The 16,287-nt window shown below is 57.1% G+C and carries 11 protein-coding genes; 3 read left to right on the top strand and 8 right to left on the bottom strand.

Going from position 1 to position 16,287, the window contains the following annotated elements:
• The first annotated feature begins 25 nt into the window (after positions 1-25).
• Positions 26-2,359: a phosphoenolpyruvate--protein phosphotransferase gene (gene ptsP, locus R2940_02075; protein ID MEZ4598558.1), complete on the top strand. Its 2,334-nt coding sequence runs from the start codon at positions 26-28 to the stop codon at positions 2,357-2,359.
• Between the two features lie 127 nt (positions 2,360-2,486).
• Here the strand turns inward: ptsP and R2940_02070 are convergent, their stop codons facing one another.
• Together R2940_02070 and R2940_02065 are read right to left on the bottom strand one after the other, a co-directional pair.
• Positions 2,487-5,141 carry a valine--tRNA ligase gene (locus R2940_02070; GenBank protein MEZ4598557.1) on the bottom strand — a complete coding sequence of 885 codons (2,655 nt, stop codon included), beginning with the start codon at positions 5,139-5,141 and terminating at the stop codon, positions 2,487-2,489.
• A gap of 115 nt (positions 5,142-5,256) precedes the next feature.
• Positions 5,257-6,522, bottom strand: a complete 1,266-nt coding sequence (locus R2940_02065) for a response regulator (protein MEZ4598556.1) — start codon at positions 6,520-6,522, stop codon at positions 5,257-5,259.
• Between the two features lie 696 nt (positions 6,523-7,218).
• Between R2940_02065 and R2940_02060 the strand changes: the two genes are divergently transcribed.
• Positions 7,219-7,659: a MucR family transcriptional regulator gene (locus R2940_02060; GenBank protein MEZ4598555.1), complete on the top strand. Its 441-nt coding sequence runs from the start codon at positions 7,219-7,221 to the stop codon at positions 7,657-7,659.
• Between the two features lie 276 nt (positions 7,660-7,935).
• Positions 7,936-8,730: a PilZ domain-containing protein gene (locus tag R2940_02055; GenBank protein MEZ4598554.1), complete on the top strand. Its 795-nt coding sequence runs from the start codon at positions 7,936-7,938 to the stop codon at positions 8,728-8,730.
• Here R2940_02055 and R2940_02050 read toward each other — a convergent pair.
• The 6 genes from R2940_02050 to R2940_02025 form a co-directional block, all read right to left on the bottom strand.
• Positions 8,675-9,916, bottom strand: coding sequence for a phosphopentomutase (locus R2940_02050; GenBank protein MEZ4598553.1), 1,242 nt, complete (start codon positions 9,914-9,916; stop codon positions 8,675-8,677). The two genes, R2940_02055 and R2940_02050, sit on opposite strands and share 56 nt — an antisense overlap.
• The gene (gene deoC / locus R2940_02045; protein ID MEZ4598552.1) at positions 9,913-10,584 is read right to left on the bottom strand and encodes a deoxyribose-phosphate aldolase; all 672 of its coding nucleotides are present in this window, start codon (positions 10,582-10,584) and stop codon (positions 9,913-9,915) included. Before deoC ends, R2940_02050 begins: the two co-directional genes overlap by 4 nt.
• A gap of 50 nt (positions 10,585-10,634) precedes the next feature.
• On the bottom strand, positions 10,635-11,834 hold the full coding sequence (argJ, locus tag R2940_02040) for a bifunctional glutamate N-acetyltransferase/amino-acid acetyltransferase ArgJ (GenBank protein MEZ4598551.1): 1,200 nt from the start codon (positions 11,832-11,834) through the stop codon (positions 10,635-10,637).
• Between the two features lie 40 nt (positions 11,835-11,874).
• On the bottom strand, positions 11,875-14,571 hold the full coding sequence (gene secA, locus R2940_02035; GenBank protein ID MEZ4598550.1) for a preprotein translocase subunit SecA: 2,697 nt from the start codon (positions 14,569-14,571) through the stop codon (positions 11,875-11,877).
• A gap of 240 nt (positions 14,572-14,811) precedes the next feature.
• Positions 14,812-15,681, bottom strand: a complete 870-nt coding sequence (locus R2940_02030; GenBank protein MEZ4598549.1) for a peptidoglycan DD-metalloendopeptidase family protein — start codon at positions 15,679-15,681, stop codon at positions 14,812-14,814.
• Positions 15,682-15,807: 126 nt separating this feature from the next.
• On the bottom strand, positions 15,808-16,257 hold the full coding sequence (locus R2940_02025) for an N-acetyltransferase (protein ID MEZ4598548.1): 450 nt from the start codon (positions 16,255-16,257) through the stop codon (positions 15,808-15,810).
• Positions 16,258-16,287: the final 30 nt, after the last annotated feature.

Below are 16,287 nucleotides of genomic sequence, written 5' to 3'. Positions count from 1 at the left end.
CATCCCGGAATCAGGAAAACAAACAGTGAAGCAACTCGGCGTCGCCACGCTGGAAGATATCAGCACTCTGATCCTGCAGTCTCACGATCTGGACGAAACCCTGAACAATATCGTTTCGCTGGTCGCCCGCCGGATGAACTCCGAGGTCTGCTCCATCTATCTGATGGAGGCCGATGGGGAAACCCTGCGACTGCGAGCCACACAGGGCCTTTCCTCGGCCTCGGTGGGCCGGGTTACCATGAAAATCACCGAGGGACTCACCGGCCTGGCCGCCGAACAGCGCCGGGTGGTGGCCATCGAGGACGCTCAGACCCACCCCCGCTACCGTTATTTCGAGGAGACCGGGGAGGAACTTTTCCATTCCTTCCTCGGCATCCCCCTTTTCGACCGCAAACTGCCGATCGGGGTGCTGGTGATTCAGACCCGGGAGCCTCGGCGTTTTTCGACAGAGGAGATCAGCGCCCTGTCGACCATCGCCTTCCAGGTGGCCTCCATCGTCATCAATGCCCGGCTTCTTGATTTTATCCATCAGAAGGAGCAGGAGGCGGACCGTTACGCCAGGGAGCTGGAACAGACCCGCAAATCCCTCCTTCAGCCCGATTCACCCCCTGTCGAAATCCAAAGAAAGGCCCTCCTGCGCGGCACCGTCGCCTATCCCGGGCTGGCCTCCGGTCCGGCTCATCTCATGGTCAGCCAATGTGGTTTTGCCGATATCCTGCACGATGAAAAGGTCGGATCCCGGGAGGAGGAACTGGAGAAAATCGAGCAGGCCCTGGAAAAGACCTGCATCCAGACCCTTTTTCTGGAAAAACGCATGGCCGAGCGGCTCTCCCCGGATGATGCCGCCATCTTCCATACACACCTTATGATTCTTGAGGACCGGGCCTTTCTGCAGAGACTGCAGGGAGAGATCGAACAGGGCCACAGCGCCCTCTATGCCCTGAAGACCGTCGTTGATCAGTATATAGAAGCATTCGAGCGCATGGACGACCCCTATCTGCGGGAACGGGCCGCGGATATGCGGGACATCGGACGCAGGCTGGCAGCCAACCTGACGGGGCGGGAGACCCCGGTGATGGAACTGAACCACCCCGGCATTCTCGTCGCCCGGGAAATACTCCCTTCGGATATGGCCGCCCTGGATCACCAACTGATCCTCGGCATCGTGACCGAATCCGGAGAGAAGAACTCCCATGCTGTCATCTTGGCCAAAGCCCTTGGCATCCCGGCTCTGGTCGGGGTCAAGGGAGCCGTCAAAGCGGTGCGCCCGGAAGATGCCGTCATTCTCGACGCCAATTCCGGCTGTCTCTATGTGCAGCCGCCCCCAAACATCGTCGAAGAGTACCGGCGGCTTGAGGATGACGCCCGTAATCAGCTGCATCTGCTGGAGGAATTCGCCCACCTGCCGGCCATTACCAGGGACGGCACCCGTGTCGTCTTGCGGGCCAATATCGGACTGGTCAGCGACATCGCCATTGCCCAGCGCAACGGGGCCGAGGGAGTGGGTCTCTATCGGACAGAGTTTCCCTATATGATCCGGGCGGATTTTCCCGGTCGGGAAGAACAGTACCGCCTCTATGCCCGGGTGGTGGAAGGGTTTGCCGGGCTGCCGGTCACCATCCGCACGCTGGACATCGGCGGCGACAAGGGATTGCCCTATTTCCGGCCGCCGAAGGAGGAGAACCCTTTCATGGGCTGGCGATCCGTGCGGGTGTCCCTGGATAATCGCGACATCTTCAGGACCCAGATTGAAGCCATCCTGATGGCCGGCATCCACGGGCCCGTCAAGCTGCTTTTCCCGATGATCAGCGGGCTGGATGAGCTCCATGCCTGCAAGGAGGTCATCGAGGAAGCCCGCTTGAATCTGGTGGAGGAAAAGGTTCCCTTCAGCGAATTCCTGCCCCTGGGGGTGATGATTGAAGTTCCGGCAGCGGTGAAACTGGCTCCGCAGCTGGCTCAGGAAGTCGATTTCTTCGCCCTGGGAACCAACGATCTGATCCAGTACATGCTGGCCGCCGACCGCAACAATCCTCTGGTCAGCAAATATTACGATCCCCTGCATCCCGCTGTGCTGCTGGTGCTGCAGGAGGTTGCCGAGGTGGCCCGAAAAGCAGAAAAAGGGTTGTGCCTGTGCGGTGAAATGGCCTCCGATCCGGCCCATATCCTGGCACTGCTCGGCATGGGCATCCGTGAGTTTTCGATGGCTGCGCCTTTTATACCAAGGACCAAGGCGCTGTTGCAGAGACTGAGCATCGAAGAGGCCGAAAAGGCGACCGCCAGGGCTCTGGAAATGCGCGACAGCCGCAGGATAAGGGAGTACCTGCTGGAGGTTCTGCAGGGGCTTGGTCAAGGGGCCTGAAAAGGACCTCAGCGACTTCAAAGGCAGCAGGAAAAAAAAGGCCGTTTTCGGTGGCGATACCGAAAACGGCCTTGTCTGTTTTATCAGTCCCTGCTGTCCTTGAAGTCCTTGTGGTCCTTTAGCCTTCCTACATGACAGCGATTTTGGCCAGGCTCTCCTGCAGGATCTGCAGCTTGTCTTGAGCCTCCTGGAGCTTGGCGCGGTTCTTTTCCAGCACGTCGGCCGGCGCCTTGGCGACAAAGGATTCATTGTTCAGCTTGCTGCTGAACATGGTCACATCCTTCTCGATCTTGGCAATCTCCTTCTGCAGGCGCTTCTGCTCCTCGGCAACGTCGATCATTCCGGCGAAAGGCAGCAGGATCTCGACATCACCGGCTACCTGGGTGGCGGCCTGGGCGGGACGGGTCATCCCGAGACCGTACTGCATATCGTCCACCTTGGCCAGAGACCGCACATAACCCTCCCCGGCCTGGAGAAGGGCGACCGACTCCGGACTCCTGCAATCGAGAACGGCGGCGATTTTCTTGCCGGGAGGTACGTTCATCTCGCCCCGGATATTGCGAATCCCCTTGATGACTTCCATGATCAGGATCATTTTTTCCGCCTTCTCCCGATCCGGCATGACGGCTAAAGGAGTGACATAATCGGCGACCATGATGGAAGGTGCCGGACGCCCGCCCGGAAGCACCTGCCAGATCTCCTCGGTGACAAAGGGCATGAAGGGGTGCAGCAGGCGCAGCAGCTGCTCCAGAACGGTGAAAAGAACGGCCTGCGAGGTGTGGCGCCGCTGCGCGTCCTCGCCGTAAAGGTCGTCCTTGATCAGCTCGATGTACCAGTCGCAGAACTCGTGCCAGGTAAAAGCATAGAGGGCACCCGCGGCGTCATTGAACTTGTACTCGGCCAGCGCCCGCTCCGTCTCCCGGACGACTTCATTCAGGCGGGTCAGGATCCAGTGGTCGGCCATCGACAGGGAAGCCTTTTTCAGGTCGATGGCGGAAGGATCGAACCCCTCGAGATTCATCAGGGCGAAACGGCTGGCGTTCCACAATTTGTTGACGAAATTGCGATAGCCGGCAATCCTCTCCACCGACAGCTTGATGTCCCGCCCCTGGGCGGCGAAAGCCGCAAGGGTGAAGCGGAAGGAATCGGTGCCGTATTCGTCGATGACGGTCAGCGGATCGATGACGTTGCCCCGGCTCTTGCTCATCTTCTGGCCGCTGGCATCCCTGACCAGGGCGTGAATGTAGACATCCATGAAGGGGACCCGCCCCATGAACTTCAGTCCCATCATCATCATCCGGGCCACCCAGAAGAACAGGATGTCGAAACCGGTGACCAGACAGGACGTCGGATAAAACTTTTCCAGGGTAACGGTCTTCTCGGGCCAGCCCATGGTCGAAAAAGGCCACAGGGCCGAGGAGAACCAGGTGTCGAGGACATCGGTATCCTGCCGCAGCTCCCCGTTCCCGCACCTGCTGCAGGCGGCGGGATCCTCACGGGAGACGATGATTTCGCCGCAGCTGCCGCAATACCAGGCGGGGATGCGATGTCCCCACCAGATCTGGCGGCTGATGCACCAGTCGCGGATGTTGTTCATCCATTCGAAATAGGTTTTCTCCCACTGTTCCGGAACGATGCGGGTGCGACCCTGGTTGACCGCTTCAATGGCCTGCTCCGCCAGCGGGCCGACCTTGACGTACCACTGCAGGCTCATGTACGGCTCGATGACGGTTTTGCAGCGGTAGCACTCGCCCACGGCGTTGAGGTGGTCGTCGACCTTTTCCAGCAGCCCCTGCTGGCGGAGATCCTCAACCACCCGGCGGCGGGCCTCGGAACGGTCCAAGCCCTGATAGATCCCGCCTTCGGCGTTGACCACGCCCGATTCGTCGAAGATGTTGACGAATTCGAGATTGTGGCGTTTGCCGATCTCAAAATCGTTGAAATCGTGGGCGGGAGTGATCTTGACCGCCCCGCTGCCGAATTCCCGGTCGACATACTCGTCACCGATAATGGGAATTTCCCGGCCGACCAGGGGCAGCAGCAGGGTTTTGCCGATCAGCCCGGCATAACGCTCGTCTTCAGGATGAACCGCCACGGCCGTATCCCCGAGCATGGTCTCGGGGCGGGTGGTGGCGACGACCAGCACGCGGTCGCTCTCCTTGACAGGATAGCGCAGGTGCCAGAGCTGCCCCTGTTGTTCCTGGTGCTCGACCTCCAGATCGGACAGGGCGGTATGACACCGCGGACACCAGTTGATCAGGCGATTGTCACGGTAGATCAGCCCTTCTTCGAAAAGGGTCACGAACACTTCCCGCACCGCCTTGGACAACCCCTCGTCCATGGTGAAACGTTCCCGCTCCCAGTCACAGGAGGCACCGAGACGCTTGAGCTGATGAATGATCTGTCCGCCCGATTCCTCGCGCCACTGCCAGACCCTTTCCACGAACCGCTCCCGTCCCAGTTCGTGACGATCCCGACCCTCGGAGGCAAGCTGCTTTTCCACCACGTTCTGGGTGGCGATACCGGCGTGATCGGTGCCGGGCTGCCACAGCACCTCGAAGCCGCTCATCCGTTTCCAGCGGGCCAGGATGTCCTGCAGGGTATTGTTCAGCGCATGCCCCATATGGAGCACGCCGGTGACATTGGGCGGGGGGATGACGATCGAATAGGGTGGTTTGGAGGAGTGTTCATCGGCCCGGAAAAAGCCGCTCTTCTCCCAGATCTCGTACCACTTGTCTTCCACTTCAGCGGGATCGTAGCCTTTGGCAAGTTCTGATTTCATCAAGTGTTCGTCCTTCCGGCATTCCAGAAATTTCGCTCATAAAAGCAAATGGGGATTTTAGCAATCCCCATTTGAGCAGTCAACAGTATCGGATGTAAACCTGGCGGACGGTGGCTTAGTGGGAGGTTTCGGTGATTTTACGTATCTCCTCCTTGATCATGGCCTCGGCTAGGTCGGGAACGACCTCCCAGGCGATCTTTTCGAGAATGGAACCGGCCAGCCGCTCGATGACCGCCCCGGCGACCCGCTCCACGATCTGGTTCAACTGTTCCTCTGAAAGCGCCTGCACCCGCTGTTCCACGTCCACTTCGGTCAGCCCCTGAACAGGAGCATCCTCCTGCGGCCAGACGATTGGCTCCGGAGCCGGAATTTCCACCTTGGGGGGTTCGGCCAGGCGGCTGATCAACCCCGCGTTCTTGAAATAATCGAGACCGTTCCCCTTGGCAGGGATCGGGAATGCTGCCCGTGCAGCAGGTTCGTTTGTGGCCGGTTCCGGTTCAGTGGTTTCCGTCTCGGTCAGTTCCGGTTCCGCCATTTCAAGTTCTGCCGTTTCCGGTTCTGCCATTGCAAACTCGGCCGGTTCCGCATCGACCATGTCCGGTTCAATGGTTTCCGGGAGCACTTCCGCCTTCCCATTCGGGAAAAAGGCGACTTCCGGCTCTTCGGTCATGGTTTCCGGAAGTGTCTCCGATTCAGTCTCTTCGCTCTCGTCAAAGACGAAATCATCCAGATCGGATTCGGCCGGGGATTCCATTTCGACCTGTTCATCCTCGAGCAGATCGCTTTCATCGATGAAAAGGAATTCTTCCTCGGCGGCAAAACCAGGTTCTTCGGACATGAGAGCGGCTGATGAGGGTTCCGGGGAAGCTGTAGGGGCAGAGGTCACAAAAGGTTCTTCGTCGTCGATCCATTGCTCACCCTCTCCGGATCCGGCATCGGCATTTTCGAGGCCAAGATCGGCCCAGAGATCGGACTCCTCTTCAGAGGAAGCGGAGGCAGCCGCCGCATCAGCCGATCGGCTCAACAGCCCTTCCACTTCGTCCATCAGGCTCTGGGACTCAAAAGGCTTGGCAATCCAGCCGTCGGCGCCGACCGAGCGGGCCTTCTCCTCGTCAAAGGGTTCAAAAGCGCCGGCCAGCATCAGCACCGGGACACGGTTCAGAGCCGGATCGGCTTTGACGGCCGCACAAAGATCATAACCGTTGCGGCCTGGCATATGAGCATCGGCCAGTATGATGTCGGGCCGGGAGAGGCGCGCCTGCTCAAGGGCTTCGTCGCCGTTGCCCACACACTTCAGACCATAATCCGAGTGGGCGAAAATAAGCTCGACGACTTTCTGAATCGTGACGCTGTCATCGGCCAACAGCAGCATTTTGCTCATTCGAGCCTCCTTGTTTTTCCAGCCCGCGGGCCAGTTTTCCATAATAGAAAATGGAATTCCGTTTCCCGCATCGCACTGCCACGATGGTCTTTGTGGCTTTTATTGCTGCATCCGTTTGGAAGGGCCCCCAAAAAGTCCCGTCGAGAGCGGGCAACCCACCTTTTCCATTGAGAAAAATGGCCCTGGAAAGCGGCCTTCAAGCTAGCACAGGGCACCCAAGGTGTCAAGCCTTTCACATTTTACCGAACTGCCTTTCAGGCCGGGTTTCGCAACGAAGGCACCGGGCTTGGCGATTTTGTAACTTTCTGTCGAAATTTTTCTTAATTCAATAGAAAAAAAGCCGAATGTCCTGATCGTCATGCTGTAGGAATAGACGAACAGTAGGAATACCTTTTTAACTTGAAACATCTTCACCGTTCCTGAATGCAATGTTTTTCTACTCAAAACATCCAGGGAAGCACAGGTAGAATCAATTCACAAAGAGATAGAAATTTCACAGAATTTTTCAGCAATTCCAGAGAACACTCTAAAAAGTCCCCTAACCTTCACTATCAACTCTTATTTCCATATTCAGTCAAAACCGGCATTTTTTCATGATCAGATGATTTTTTTACTTGATTTTACACGAATTTGCTGTATTAGTATGCCATTGAGATAACCAACCCAGAAGATTAAGATAACAGGAGGATTTGTCTGATGGCTACTTTACTTGAAATGGCTACGGAAATCGTTGCTGCACATGCATCCACAACACCTCTTACCAAAGAAGAGTTGATATCCGAAGTGGCTGAACTCTACAATGCCCTTTTGAGCCTTGAGAAAGGAGAGCAGGTCGTCTCCCAGGTACCCGAGGTTGAAGAAACAAAAGAGCCGGCCATTTCCCGCAAGAAAGCCTTTGGCAAGGACAAGATCATCTGTATGATCTGCGGTAAAGCGATGAAGACGCTGGCCCGTCATCTGAAAACCGCACACAACATGAAACCTTCGAAGTATCGCAAGCAGTTTGACATTCCCCGCAGCCAACCTCTGGCTGCCAGGTCCTATTCTGAAAGCCGCCGGCAGATGGCCGTCGATCGGGGTCTTGGAGAGAATCTCGCCAAGGCCAGGGCTGCCAAGGCCAAGACCAGAAAAAAGTAAATGCCCGACCACAAAAAAGCGCCCTTGCCGGGCGCTTTTTTTATTGAATCGGGAGGCCGCTGCTGCCGATAATTGGCCTATGACCCCTACCCTTTTCCTTGGAACAGACAGGGCCACCCGTCCAGTTTTTCCCCTTGACGATCAGCACGCATAACGTTATTAACTACTTAAAACTGCATATGAAAGAGGATGGCAACAGCGTCGGGGAAAACTTAAACCCGATGTTTTGACCAGGGATTAGGGAAAGAAACCTGCATACGAAAGTGAAAAGGAACCATGAAACGCGTTCTGATCGGTGATGACCGGGACAAGCTTCTCGCAACCCTGGAAACCATTCTCAAACACTGGGGATACCGGGCCCTGGCGTCATCCAGCAGCAGTCAGCTTCTCGCGCTGCTTCAGGAGACCGAACCCGATCTGCTGATCATGGGGGAGAAACTGCTTAAGGAAAGGGCGCGCCCACTGCGGGAGGAAGTTTTTCATTTCGCCGCCAAAGGCGTTCCGCTGCTGATTCTCTGTAAAGGCGCCGACCCTTTTGATTTGAACGTGCCTCACGAATCCCTGTCGGTACCGCTCGACATCTTCACTCTGTTCGAGCTGGTTCAGAAGTACCTTGAAAAATATCCCCGAAAAAATATCCGTCTGCCCATGAAACTTCCCGGCATGCTTTGCCTGGGTCGAACCTGCCATCTGGCGGAAGTTCTCAGCCTCAGCACCAAAGGGCTCTTCATCAAAACCGGCTTCCGCCTGAAGGAGGGGGAGCGGTTTCATATCGCTTTTCCATTGATGGGCATGAAAAGGGAGGTGGAACTTGAAGGAAAGGTGCTGTATTGCGTGAATCCCGATCCGGAAAACAATTTTCTCCAGGGAATCGGTGTCGAGTTCACCTCTTTGGACGAAAAAACCCTGAAAGACCTTCAGACTTTCATTGAAAGCTGCTTTCTCGAAGGGCTTCCCCGCCAACTGGGCGAACGGCTGGTTTTGGAAAGTCAGAAGACATCCGAAATTCTTGAACCTACTCTGAGATTGATCTCTCCCGCCCAGTTGAAGTCTTCCCTCTATCCGGAGTAGCTGCAGGATCGCAGCTTTCCAGCTGTTCGGCAAACCCGGTGCCGTTTTCCATCGGCAGGGAAAAAAGTTCGCCCACGGTCGCTGCCAGATCAGCAAAGGTTTCGCGCACCCCGAGAGAAAAACCCTCCCGCAATCCCTTGTGCCAGACCAGAAGCGGTACGTATTCACGGGTGTGGTCGGTTCCCGGTGTCGTTGGATCGCAGCCATGGTCGGCGGTCAGAATCAGGAGATCCCCTTCATCCATGACCGCCATAAACCCCGGCAGCCATCGATCGAATCCCTCCAGAGCCCGCCCGAATCCGATCGGGTCGAGACGATGCCCGAAAAGGGTGTCAAAGTCGACCAGATTGGTGAAGATAAGGCCATTTTTTACCAGGGACAAGGCCTCGGTCGTTTTTATCATGCCATCGGCGTTACTGCTGCTGGACACGGAAGAGGAAAGACCCCTGCCGGCGAAAATATCCTTGATTTTGCCGATCCCGTGAACCTCCAGCTTTGCTTGCAACAACCGATCGAGGAGAGTGATTCCGTTGGGTTCCATGGAAAAATCCCGCCGTCCCGCGGTGCGTTTGAAACTTTCGGCATTCTGTCCGGCAAAGGGGCGGGCGATGACTCGGCAGATACGGTAGGGATCCAGGATTTCCCTGGCGGTCCGGCAGATATCGTAGAGTTTTTCCACGGGGATGACCTCCTCGTGGGCCGCGATCTGGAAAACCGAATCGACGCTTGTGTAGACGATGGGACGTCCTGTGCGGCAGTGTTCTTCTCCAAGCCGGCGAAGAATTTCAGTGCCGCTTGCAGCAATGTTTCCGAGAGGATCGAGCCGGGTTTTGCGGCGAAAAGCAGCCATGATCTCTTCCGGAAATCCCAGCGGATATGAAGGAAAAGGCTCCCGCTGAATCAATCCTGCAATTTCCCAGTGTCCGGTCGTGGTATCCTTGCCTGCAGAAGCCTCCTGCATTCGTCCGTAGGCCGCGAGCGGGTGTGCTGCGGGGGCAACGCCCGCGACCGGCACGATGTTCCCTAAACCGAGTTGGGCCAGGTTGGGCAGACAAAGCTCATCACAGGCCCGTGCGACATGTCCCAGGGTATCGGCCCCGGCATCCCCGTAGGCGTCCGCATCCGGCTGGGCACCGACCCCGACGCCGTCCAGGGTGATGAGGATAACCCTTTTCCAGCGGTTCAAGCTTCTTCCCCTTCCAAAAACTGGCGCATGATCGCCAGTGCGGAACTGGTTCCGATCCGCGTGGCACCCGCTGCCAAAAAATTTCTGCAGGTTGCCCAGTCCTTTATTCCTCCGGAGGCCTTGATCCCGATACGCCCCCTGACCACTTCATGCAAAAGCTGGATATCTTCAAGCACGGCCCCTCCGCTGCCAAAACCGGTGGAGGTTTTGACGAAGCGGCCACCCGCCGCTATCACCACCTCCGCCAGCTGGCGCAGAAGGGGCGGCTGGAGATAACAGCATTCGATGATGACCTTGACGGCCGCTTTCCCGGCAGCCAGAACCACCTGGCTGATTTCCTCATGGACCAGATCCATTCGCCCCTGGCAGGCATCTCCGAGGGAGACCACCATGTCGATCTCGTCGGCCCCGGCGGCAACAGCTTCGCCAGTTTCGAACACCTTGGTGGCCGTTGTGGCATAGCCCAGAGGAAAGCCCACGACGGTACCTACGGCAACGGGAAGCCCCTTCAGGTTACGCGCCGCCGCCGGAACGTAGCGGGGCGGAATGCAGACGGAGGCAAACCCCCAACCGGAAGCCTGATTGCACAGCTCCTCGATCTGTGCCAGCGAGGCCAGGGGCGACAGCAGGGTGTGATCGATGGTGCGTGCTATTTCCGTCCCGGTCATGGTCAAACCGCCTTTCTTCCCTCTTTTGAGCTTATCAGAATAAGGAGTCCTTAGGTCCGGTAGGCGGCATTGATCTTGACGTATTCATAGGTCAGGTCCGAAGTGTAGTACTCGGCCTCGGCCTCCCCCAGATTCAGATCGACGGTGACCGTGAATTCCCTTTTTTTCAGAACATCGGTGGCCTGGGCCTCCAGTTCCTTGCCGGTGGAGAGCCCCTGGTGAACGACCTGCACCTGGTCAAAGCGGATATCGACCCGATCGGGATCGACCTGCGCCCCCGAATATCCCACCGCCGCGATGATGCGCCCCCAGTTGGCATCTTCACCGAAAAAAGCCGTTTTGACCAGGCTGGAGGTGGCCACACTGAAGGCGGCTTTTTTCGCATCTTCGGTTCTGGCAGCGCCGGCAACCCTGATATGAACCAGTTTTGTCGCTCCTTCTCCATCGCGCACGATCATTTTGGCCAGTTCCAGCAGCACCTCTCCAAGACGGTCGGCAAATATCTCCCCTTCTGGTGTCCCGCCGTGAATTTCAGGGGTCCCGGCGGCCCCGTTGGCCAGCAGCAGCACCATGTCGTTGGTCGAGGTATCTCCATCGACGGTCACGATGTTAAAGGATTTGTCAACCGCTGCTGTCAGTGCCTGACGCAAAAAGGACTCCTCCACTTTCGCATCGCAGAGAACGAAGGCCAGCATCGTCGCCATATTCGGATGTATCATGCCGGCACCCTTGGCCACCCCGAGGAGGGTGTAGGGATTGCCGCCGACGGTGCCTGAGGCGCCAGCGATTTTGGGAAAGGAGTCGGTGGTCATGATTGCGGCGGCCACCTGGTCGATCTTTTCCTCGTGAAGGTTGCCGGCCAGCAGAGGTACATGCTTTTCGAAAGACTGCATCGGAAGCTGGACTCCTATCACACCGGTGGATGCCACAGCGATCAGATCTTCATCGATTCCCAGACTTTCGGCAGCAAGTTTTGAACAGTGCAGAGCATTTCGCCGCCCCAGATCGCCGGTACAGGCATTGGCGTTGCCGCTGTTGACGAGGATCGCCTGACACAGGCCCCGGCCGATCCTCGCTTCCGTTATCACCAGTGGCGCAGCCTTGACCCGATTGCGGGTATAAACGCCTGCACATCTGGCGGGGCGATCGGAAAAAATCATGCCCAGGTCGAGGCGCCCCGATTTCCGGATTCCGGAGGGCTCCGCAGCGAACTTGAATCCTTTTACCGTGTTTATCCCTTTTTCCGTCATCTGCATTCACTCCATATAAAACAGCAAGCGGCCATTTCCCTCAAGCTCCGCAGCATTTCTTGTATTTGAGCCCGCTGCCGCAGGGGCAGGGATCGTTACGACCCACTTTCCGGTCAGGGCGGGTAACGGGTTGGCGAGCCTGATTTGCAGCTCCGCCGCCGACCTGGTTGAAAGCCAGCCGCTGGCGGCGCTCCTCCTGCTCCATCCGCTCCACGTCGTCTTCGCGCGCCAGCTGAATTCGGAAAATCTTTTCGATGGCTTCCTGGCGAATTCTGCCCATCATTTCCATGAACAGGCCGTAGGCCTCCCTTTTGTATTCCTCCTTGGGATTGCGCTGGGCATACCCTCGCAGACCGATCCCCTCCTTGAGGTGGTCGATGGACAGCAGATGATCCTTCCACTGGGAATCGATCGTCTGCAGCAGCAGCACCTTCATGAGATGTTCGAAAACAGGGGTGGAAAACTCTTCCTCCCGCTCGGACAGGCGTGTGCGGACCTGACTGAGAAGCTTTTCGCTCAGCGCATCCGGGGTCAGCGAGGCGCCCTGCCCCTGGGGAGCGATAAAAGGCATATTGAACAGGCCGAAATATTCCTCGCTCAGGCTGTCCCATTTCCATTCGGCGGGAGGGGTTTTTTCAGGGCAGAAAGTGGCCACCGTATCTCCAATGATCTCCTCGATGATCCCCTCGAAAATTTCCCGCAGGTTTTCCCCGGCCAGCACCTCCCGCCGCTGATTGTAGATAACCTTGCGCTGGGTATTCATGACATCGTCATACTCGAGAAGATGCTTGCGGATCTCGAAGTTGTGCCCCTCGACCTTTTTCTGAGCATTCTCGATCGCCTTGGAAATCAGGCCATGTTCAATCGGCTCACCTTCCGGGATTTTCAACTTATCCATGACGAAAGCCACCCGGTGGGAGCCGAAAATGCGCAGCAGGTCGTCTTCCAGACTGAGATAGAAGTGGCTTTCCCCGGGATCCCCCTGACGGCCGGAGCGGCCCCGCAGCTGGTTGTCGATCCGGCGGGATTCATGCCGCTCGGTTCCCAGTATGTAGAGCCCCCCGGCGGCAAGGACATCGGACTTTTCACCACTGCAGATCTGCTGATACCGGGGCAAAAGCTCCTGGAATACCTGCTCCGGTTCCTCGGCCGTGGCGGCTTCCCTGCGGGCCAGCATTTCAGGATTGCCGCCCAGGATGATGTCGGTGCCGCGGCCGGCCATGTTGGTAGCGATGGTCACGGCTCCCTTGCGGCCGGCCTGGGCGACGATTTCCGCCTCTCTTTCATGATGCTTGGCGTTAAGAACATTGTGCGGAACCCCTCTCTTGCGAAGCAATTCGGAGAGGACTTCGGAATTCTCGATGGAGATCGTGCCCACCAGCACGGGCTGGCCCTTGGCATGCCGATCGACGATGTCTTCAACCACCGCCCGGAACTTTTCCTTCTCGGTCTTGTAGATCACATCCGATTGATCCATCCGGATCATCGGCCGATTGGTCGGGATGACCACCACATCGAGCTTGTAGATCTGATGAAATTCCGCCGCCTCGGTATCGGCCGTTCCGGTCATGCCCGCAAGTTTTTCATACATGCGGAAATAATTCTGGAAGGTGATGGTGGCCAGGGTCTGGTTTTCACTCTCGATCTTGACCCCTTCCTTGGCTTCCACGGCCTGGTGGAGTCCGTCGCTCCAGCGTCGGCCCGGCATCATCCGCCCGGTGAATTCGTCCACGATCATTACTTCGCCGTCCTTGACCACGTAATCGACGTCGCGACGGAACAGGGCATGGGCCTTCAGAGCCTGATTGACATGATGCAGCAGCTCGATGTTGTTCGGCTCATACAGATTTTCGACCCCGAGCAGGCGCTCGACCTTGGCCACGCCCTGCTCGGTCAGCATGGCGCTCTTGGCCTTTTCATCGACGGTGAAGTCCCCCGTATACTCCCGGAGCGTCTGCCCGATTTTGCCATCCCGGTTTTCGATCACCTCACCCTTTTGCAGCATGGGGATGATCCGGTTGACGGTGTAGTACAGTTCACTCGACTTTTCACTCGGTCCTGAAATGATCAGGGGGGTACGGGCTTCGTCGATAAGAATGGAGTCGACCTCGTCGACAATGGCGTAGTGCAGGGGCCGCTGCACATAATCTTCCAGGGAAAACTTCATGTTGTCCCGAAGATAGTCGAACCCGAACTCGTTGTTGGTGCCATAGGTGATGTCGCAGCCATAGGCCGCCTTGCGCTGCCTGTCAGTGAGACCATGCACGATGCAGCCCACGGAAAGACCCAGAAAACGGTGAACCTGTCCCATCCACTCGGAGTCGCGGCGGGCCAGGTAATCGTTGACCGTTATCACATGCACGCCTTTTCCAGGCAGGGCATTCAGGTAGGAAGCCAGGGTGGCCACGAGTGTCTTCCCTTCACCGGTCTTCATTTCCGCGATCTTGCCTCCATGGAGCACCATACCGCCGATCAGCTGCACATCGAAATGGCGCATCCCGAGCACCCGGCGGCCCGCCTCGCGGACGACGGCAAAGGCCTCGGGGAGCAGATCGTCGAGGCCGGATCCCTGGGCGAGACGCTGGCGAAATTCCACTGTTTTGCCCGCCAGCTCCTGATCGGTCAGATCCTTCATGGTGTTTTCGAGGCCATTGATCTGCTCAACCCTGGGTTGCAGGCGTTTGAGTTCGCGTTCGTTCTTACTGCCGATCACTTTTTTCAACAAGTTGTTGATCATAGGAAAAACTCCGTATAGGACGGGAGTGACATGGGGTTAGAGTCCAGAGGAAAAATGGGCGGTTCCCGGCAAAAACGCCGTACTTCAAAGGGCCAAATATTAGCACAAGGCCACTGGAGCCACAAGGAAGAAAGCCCGGCAGGCTCCCCGGCAACGAACTTCTAACAAAAGAAAAAGCCCCGGATTGACCGGGGCGGGATGAAACTGCAAGTCGCTATCTGTCGTCGATCCAATACTGGATTACAGATAGGTTCTGGGATTCACCGGAACCCCGTTCAGGCGGACCTCATAATGAAGGTGCGAGCCGGTCGAGCGCCCGGTGTTGCCGACTTCGGCGATACGTTCGCCCCTTTTCACCCGCTGACCGACCTTGACCAGAATCTTTGAATTGTGGCCGTAGCAGGTCTGATATCCATAACCGTGGTCGATGATCACCATTTTGCCGTAATCGGGCAGGGTCGCCACCTTGCTGACGATACCGTTTGCCGCTGCTGTCACCGAAGTTCCCGTGCGGGCGGCGATATCCAGGCCGTAGTGCATTTTGCGCTCGCCGGTAAAGGGCGACTTGCGGCGGCCGAAGCCTGAAGTCATCCAGCCCTTGGTCGGCCACCCCTTCGGCTTGGCCGCCAGCAGGGAGCGCTGATCGTTGAAATAACCCTGTATTTCATCGAGGCTTTCGCGGCGCAGGTCGATGGCCTGCCGGATTTCATCAATCTGTCGCTGCAGATCGGATAGATTGGTGGTGGGATCACTCTCCGACGGCCCGCCGATGCCGATCATGGCATCATCGGGAGGACCATCGAGGCGTGCCAGCAGACGCACTCGGGCATCGTTCTGCTGAAGCACTACCATCTCCCGCCGCAAATTCTCCAGAGTGGCGGCCAGGGTTCGGACCTCTTCCCGCTGCTGTCGATTCATGCCTCGAAGCCGCATCAGTTCCGCCCGATCCACATTGATCCTGCAATAATCAAACACCAGGACCGAAACCGCCAGCAGAAAAAAAATCGTTCCGGCCGCCGCCAATTTCAGCCAATCCGGGCGCAGACAGAACCTTCTGACGGTCCGCGACCCTTCTGGGATGATAATTACGGATATTTTTTTTCCGGTCAAAGAACGCTCCTTGATTACAAGAAATTAAAGATCATTTCCTCACAAATTCAACCTGGAAACTAAAAATCAATCCTCCTCGGCCATATCCAGGCCGTTATTCCCCCTGCCGACCCCTCAAGCCGGCGGCTACAGATCGATACTCATGGCCGTTTCGTCGCAATCGGGGAACTTCGGACATTTCAGACAATCACCCCATATTTTTTGCGGCAATTCGGATTTTTCGATATAGTGAAAACCCATTTTTTCGAAAAACCCCGCCTGGTAGGTCAGCGCGAAAACTTTTTTCAGTCCGAGCTGGCGGGCCTCCTCGAGACAAGCCTGCACCAGAATCCGGCCGATGCCCTGTTTGGTCCTGTCGCCGGCAACGGCCAGAGACCGGACCTCGGCGAGATCTTCCCAGCAGATCTGCAGGCAGACCGTACCGATCACCTCGCCATCCTCCTCCAGCACATAAAAGTCCCGGATCGCATCGTATATCTCCGCCAGGGAACGGGAAAGCATCAAACCCTCTCGGGCGTAGGTCAACAGCAGTTTATGTATGATCTTGGCATCCGGGATTCTTGCCTTGCGAAGCATAAAGTTCCTTCACCGCCTGATTGAAGTAGG

This window comes from Syntrophotaleaceae bacterium (assembly GCA_041390365.1).
In the GTDB taxonomy this organism is placed as follows: Bacteria; Desulfobacterota; Desulfuromonadia; order Desulfuromonadales; family Syntrophotaleaceae; genus JAWKQB01.
Note: the sequence above shows the minus strand (reverse complement) of the source record. Positions and strands in the feature narration are given on the sequence as shown.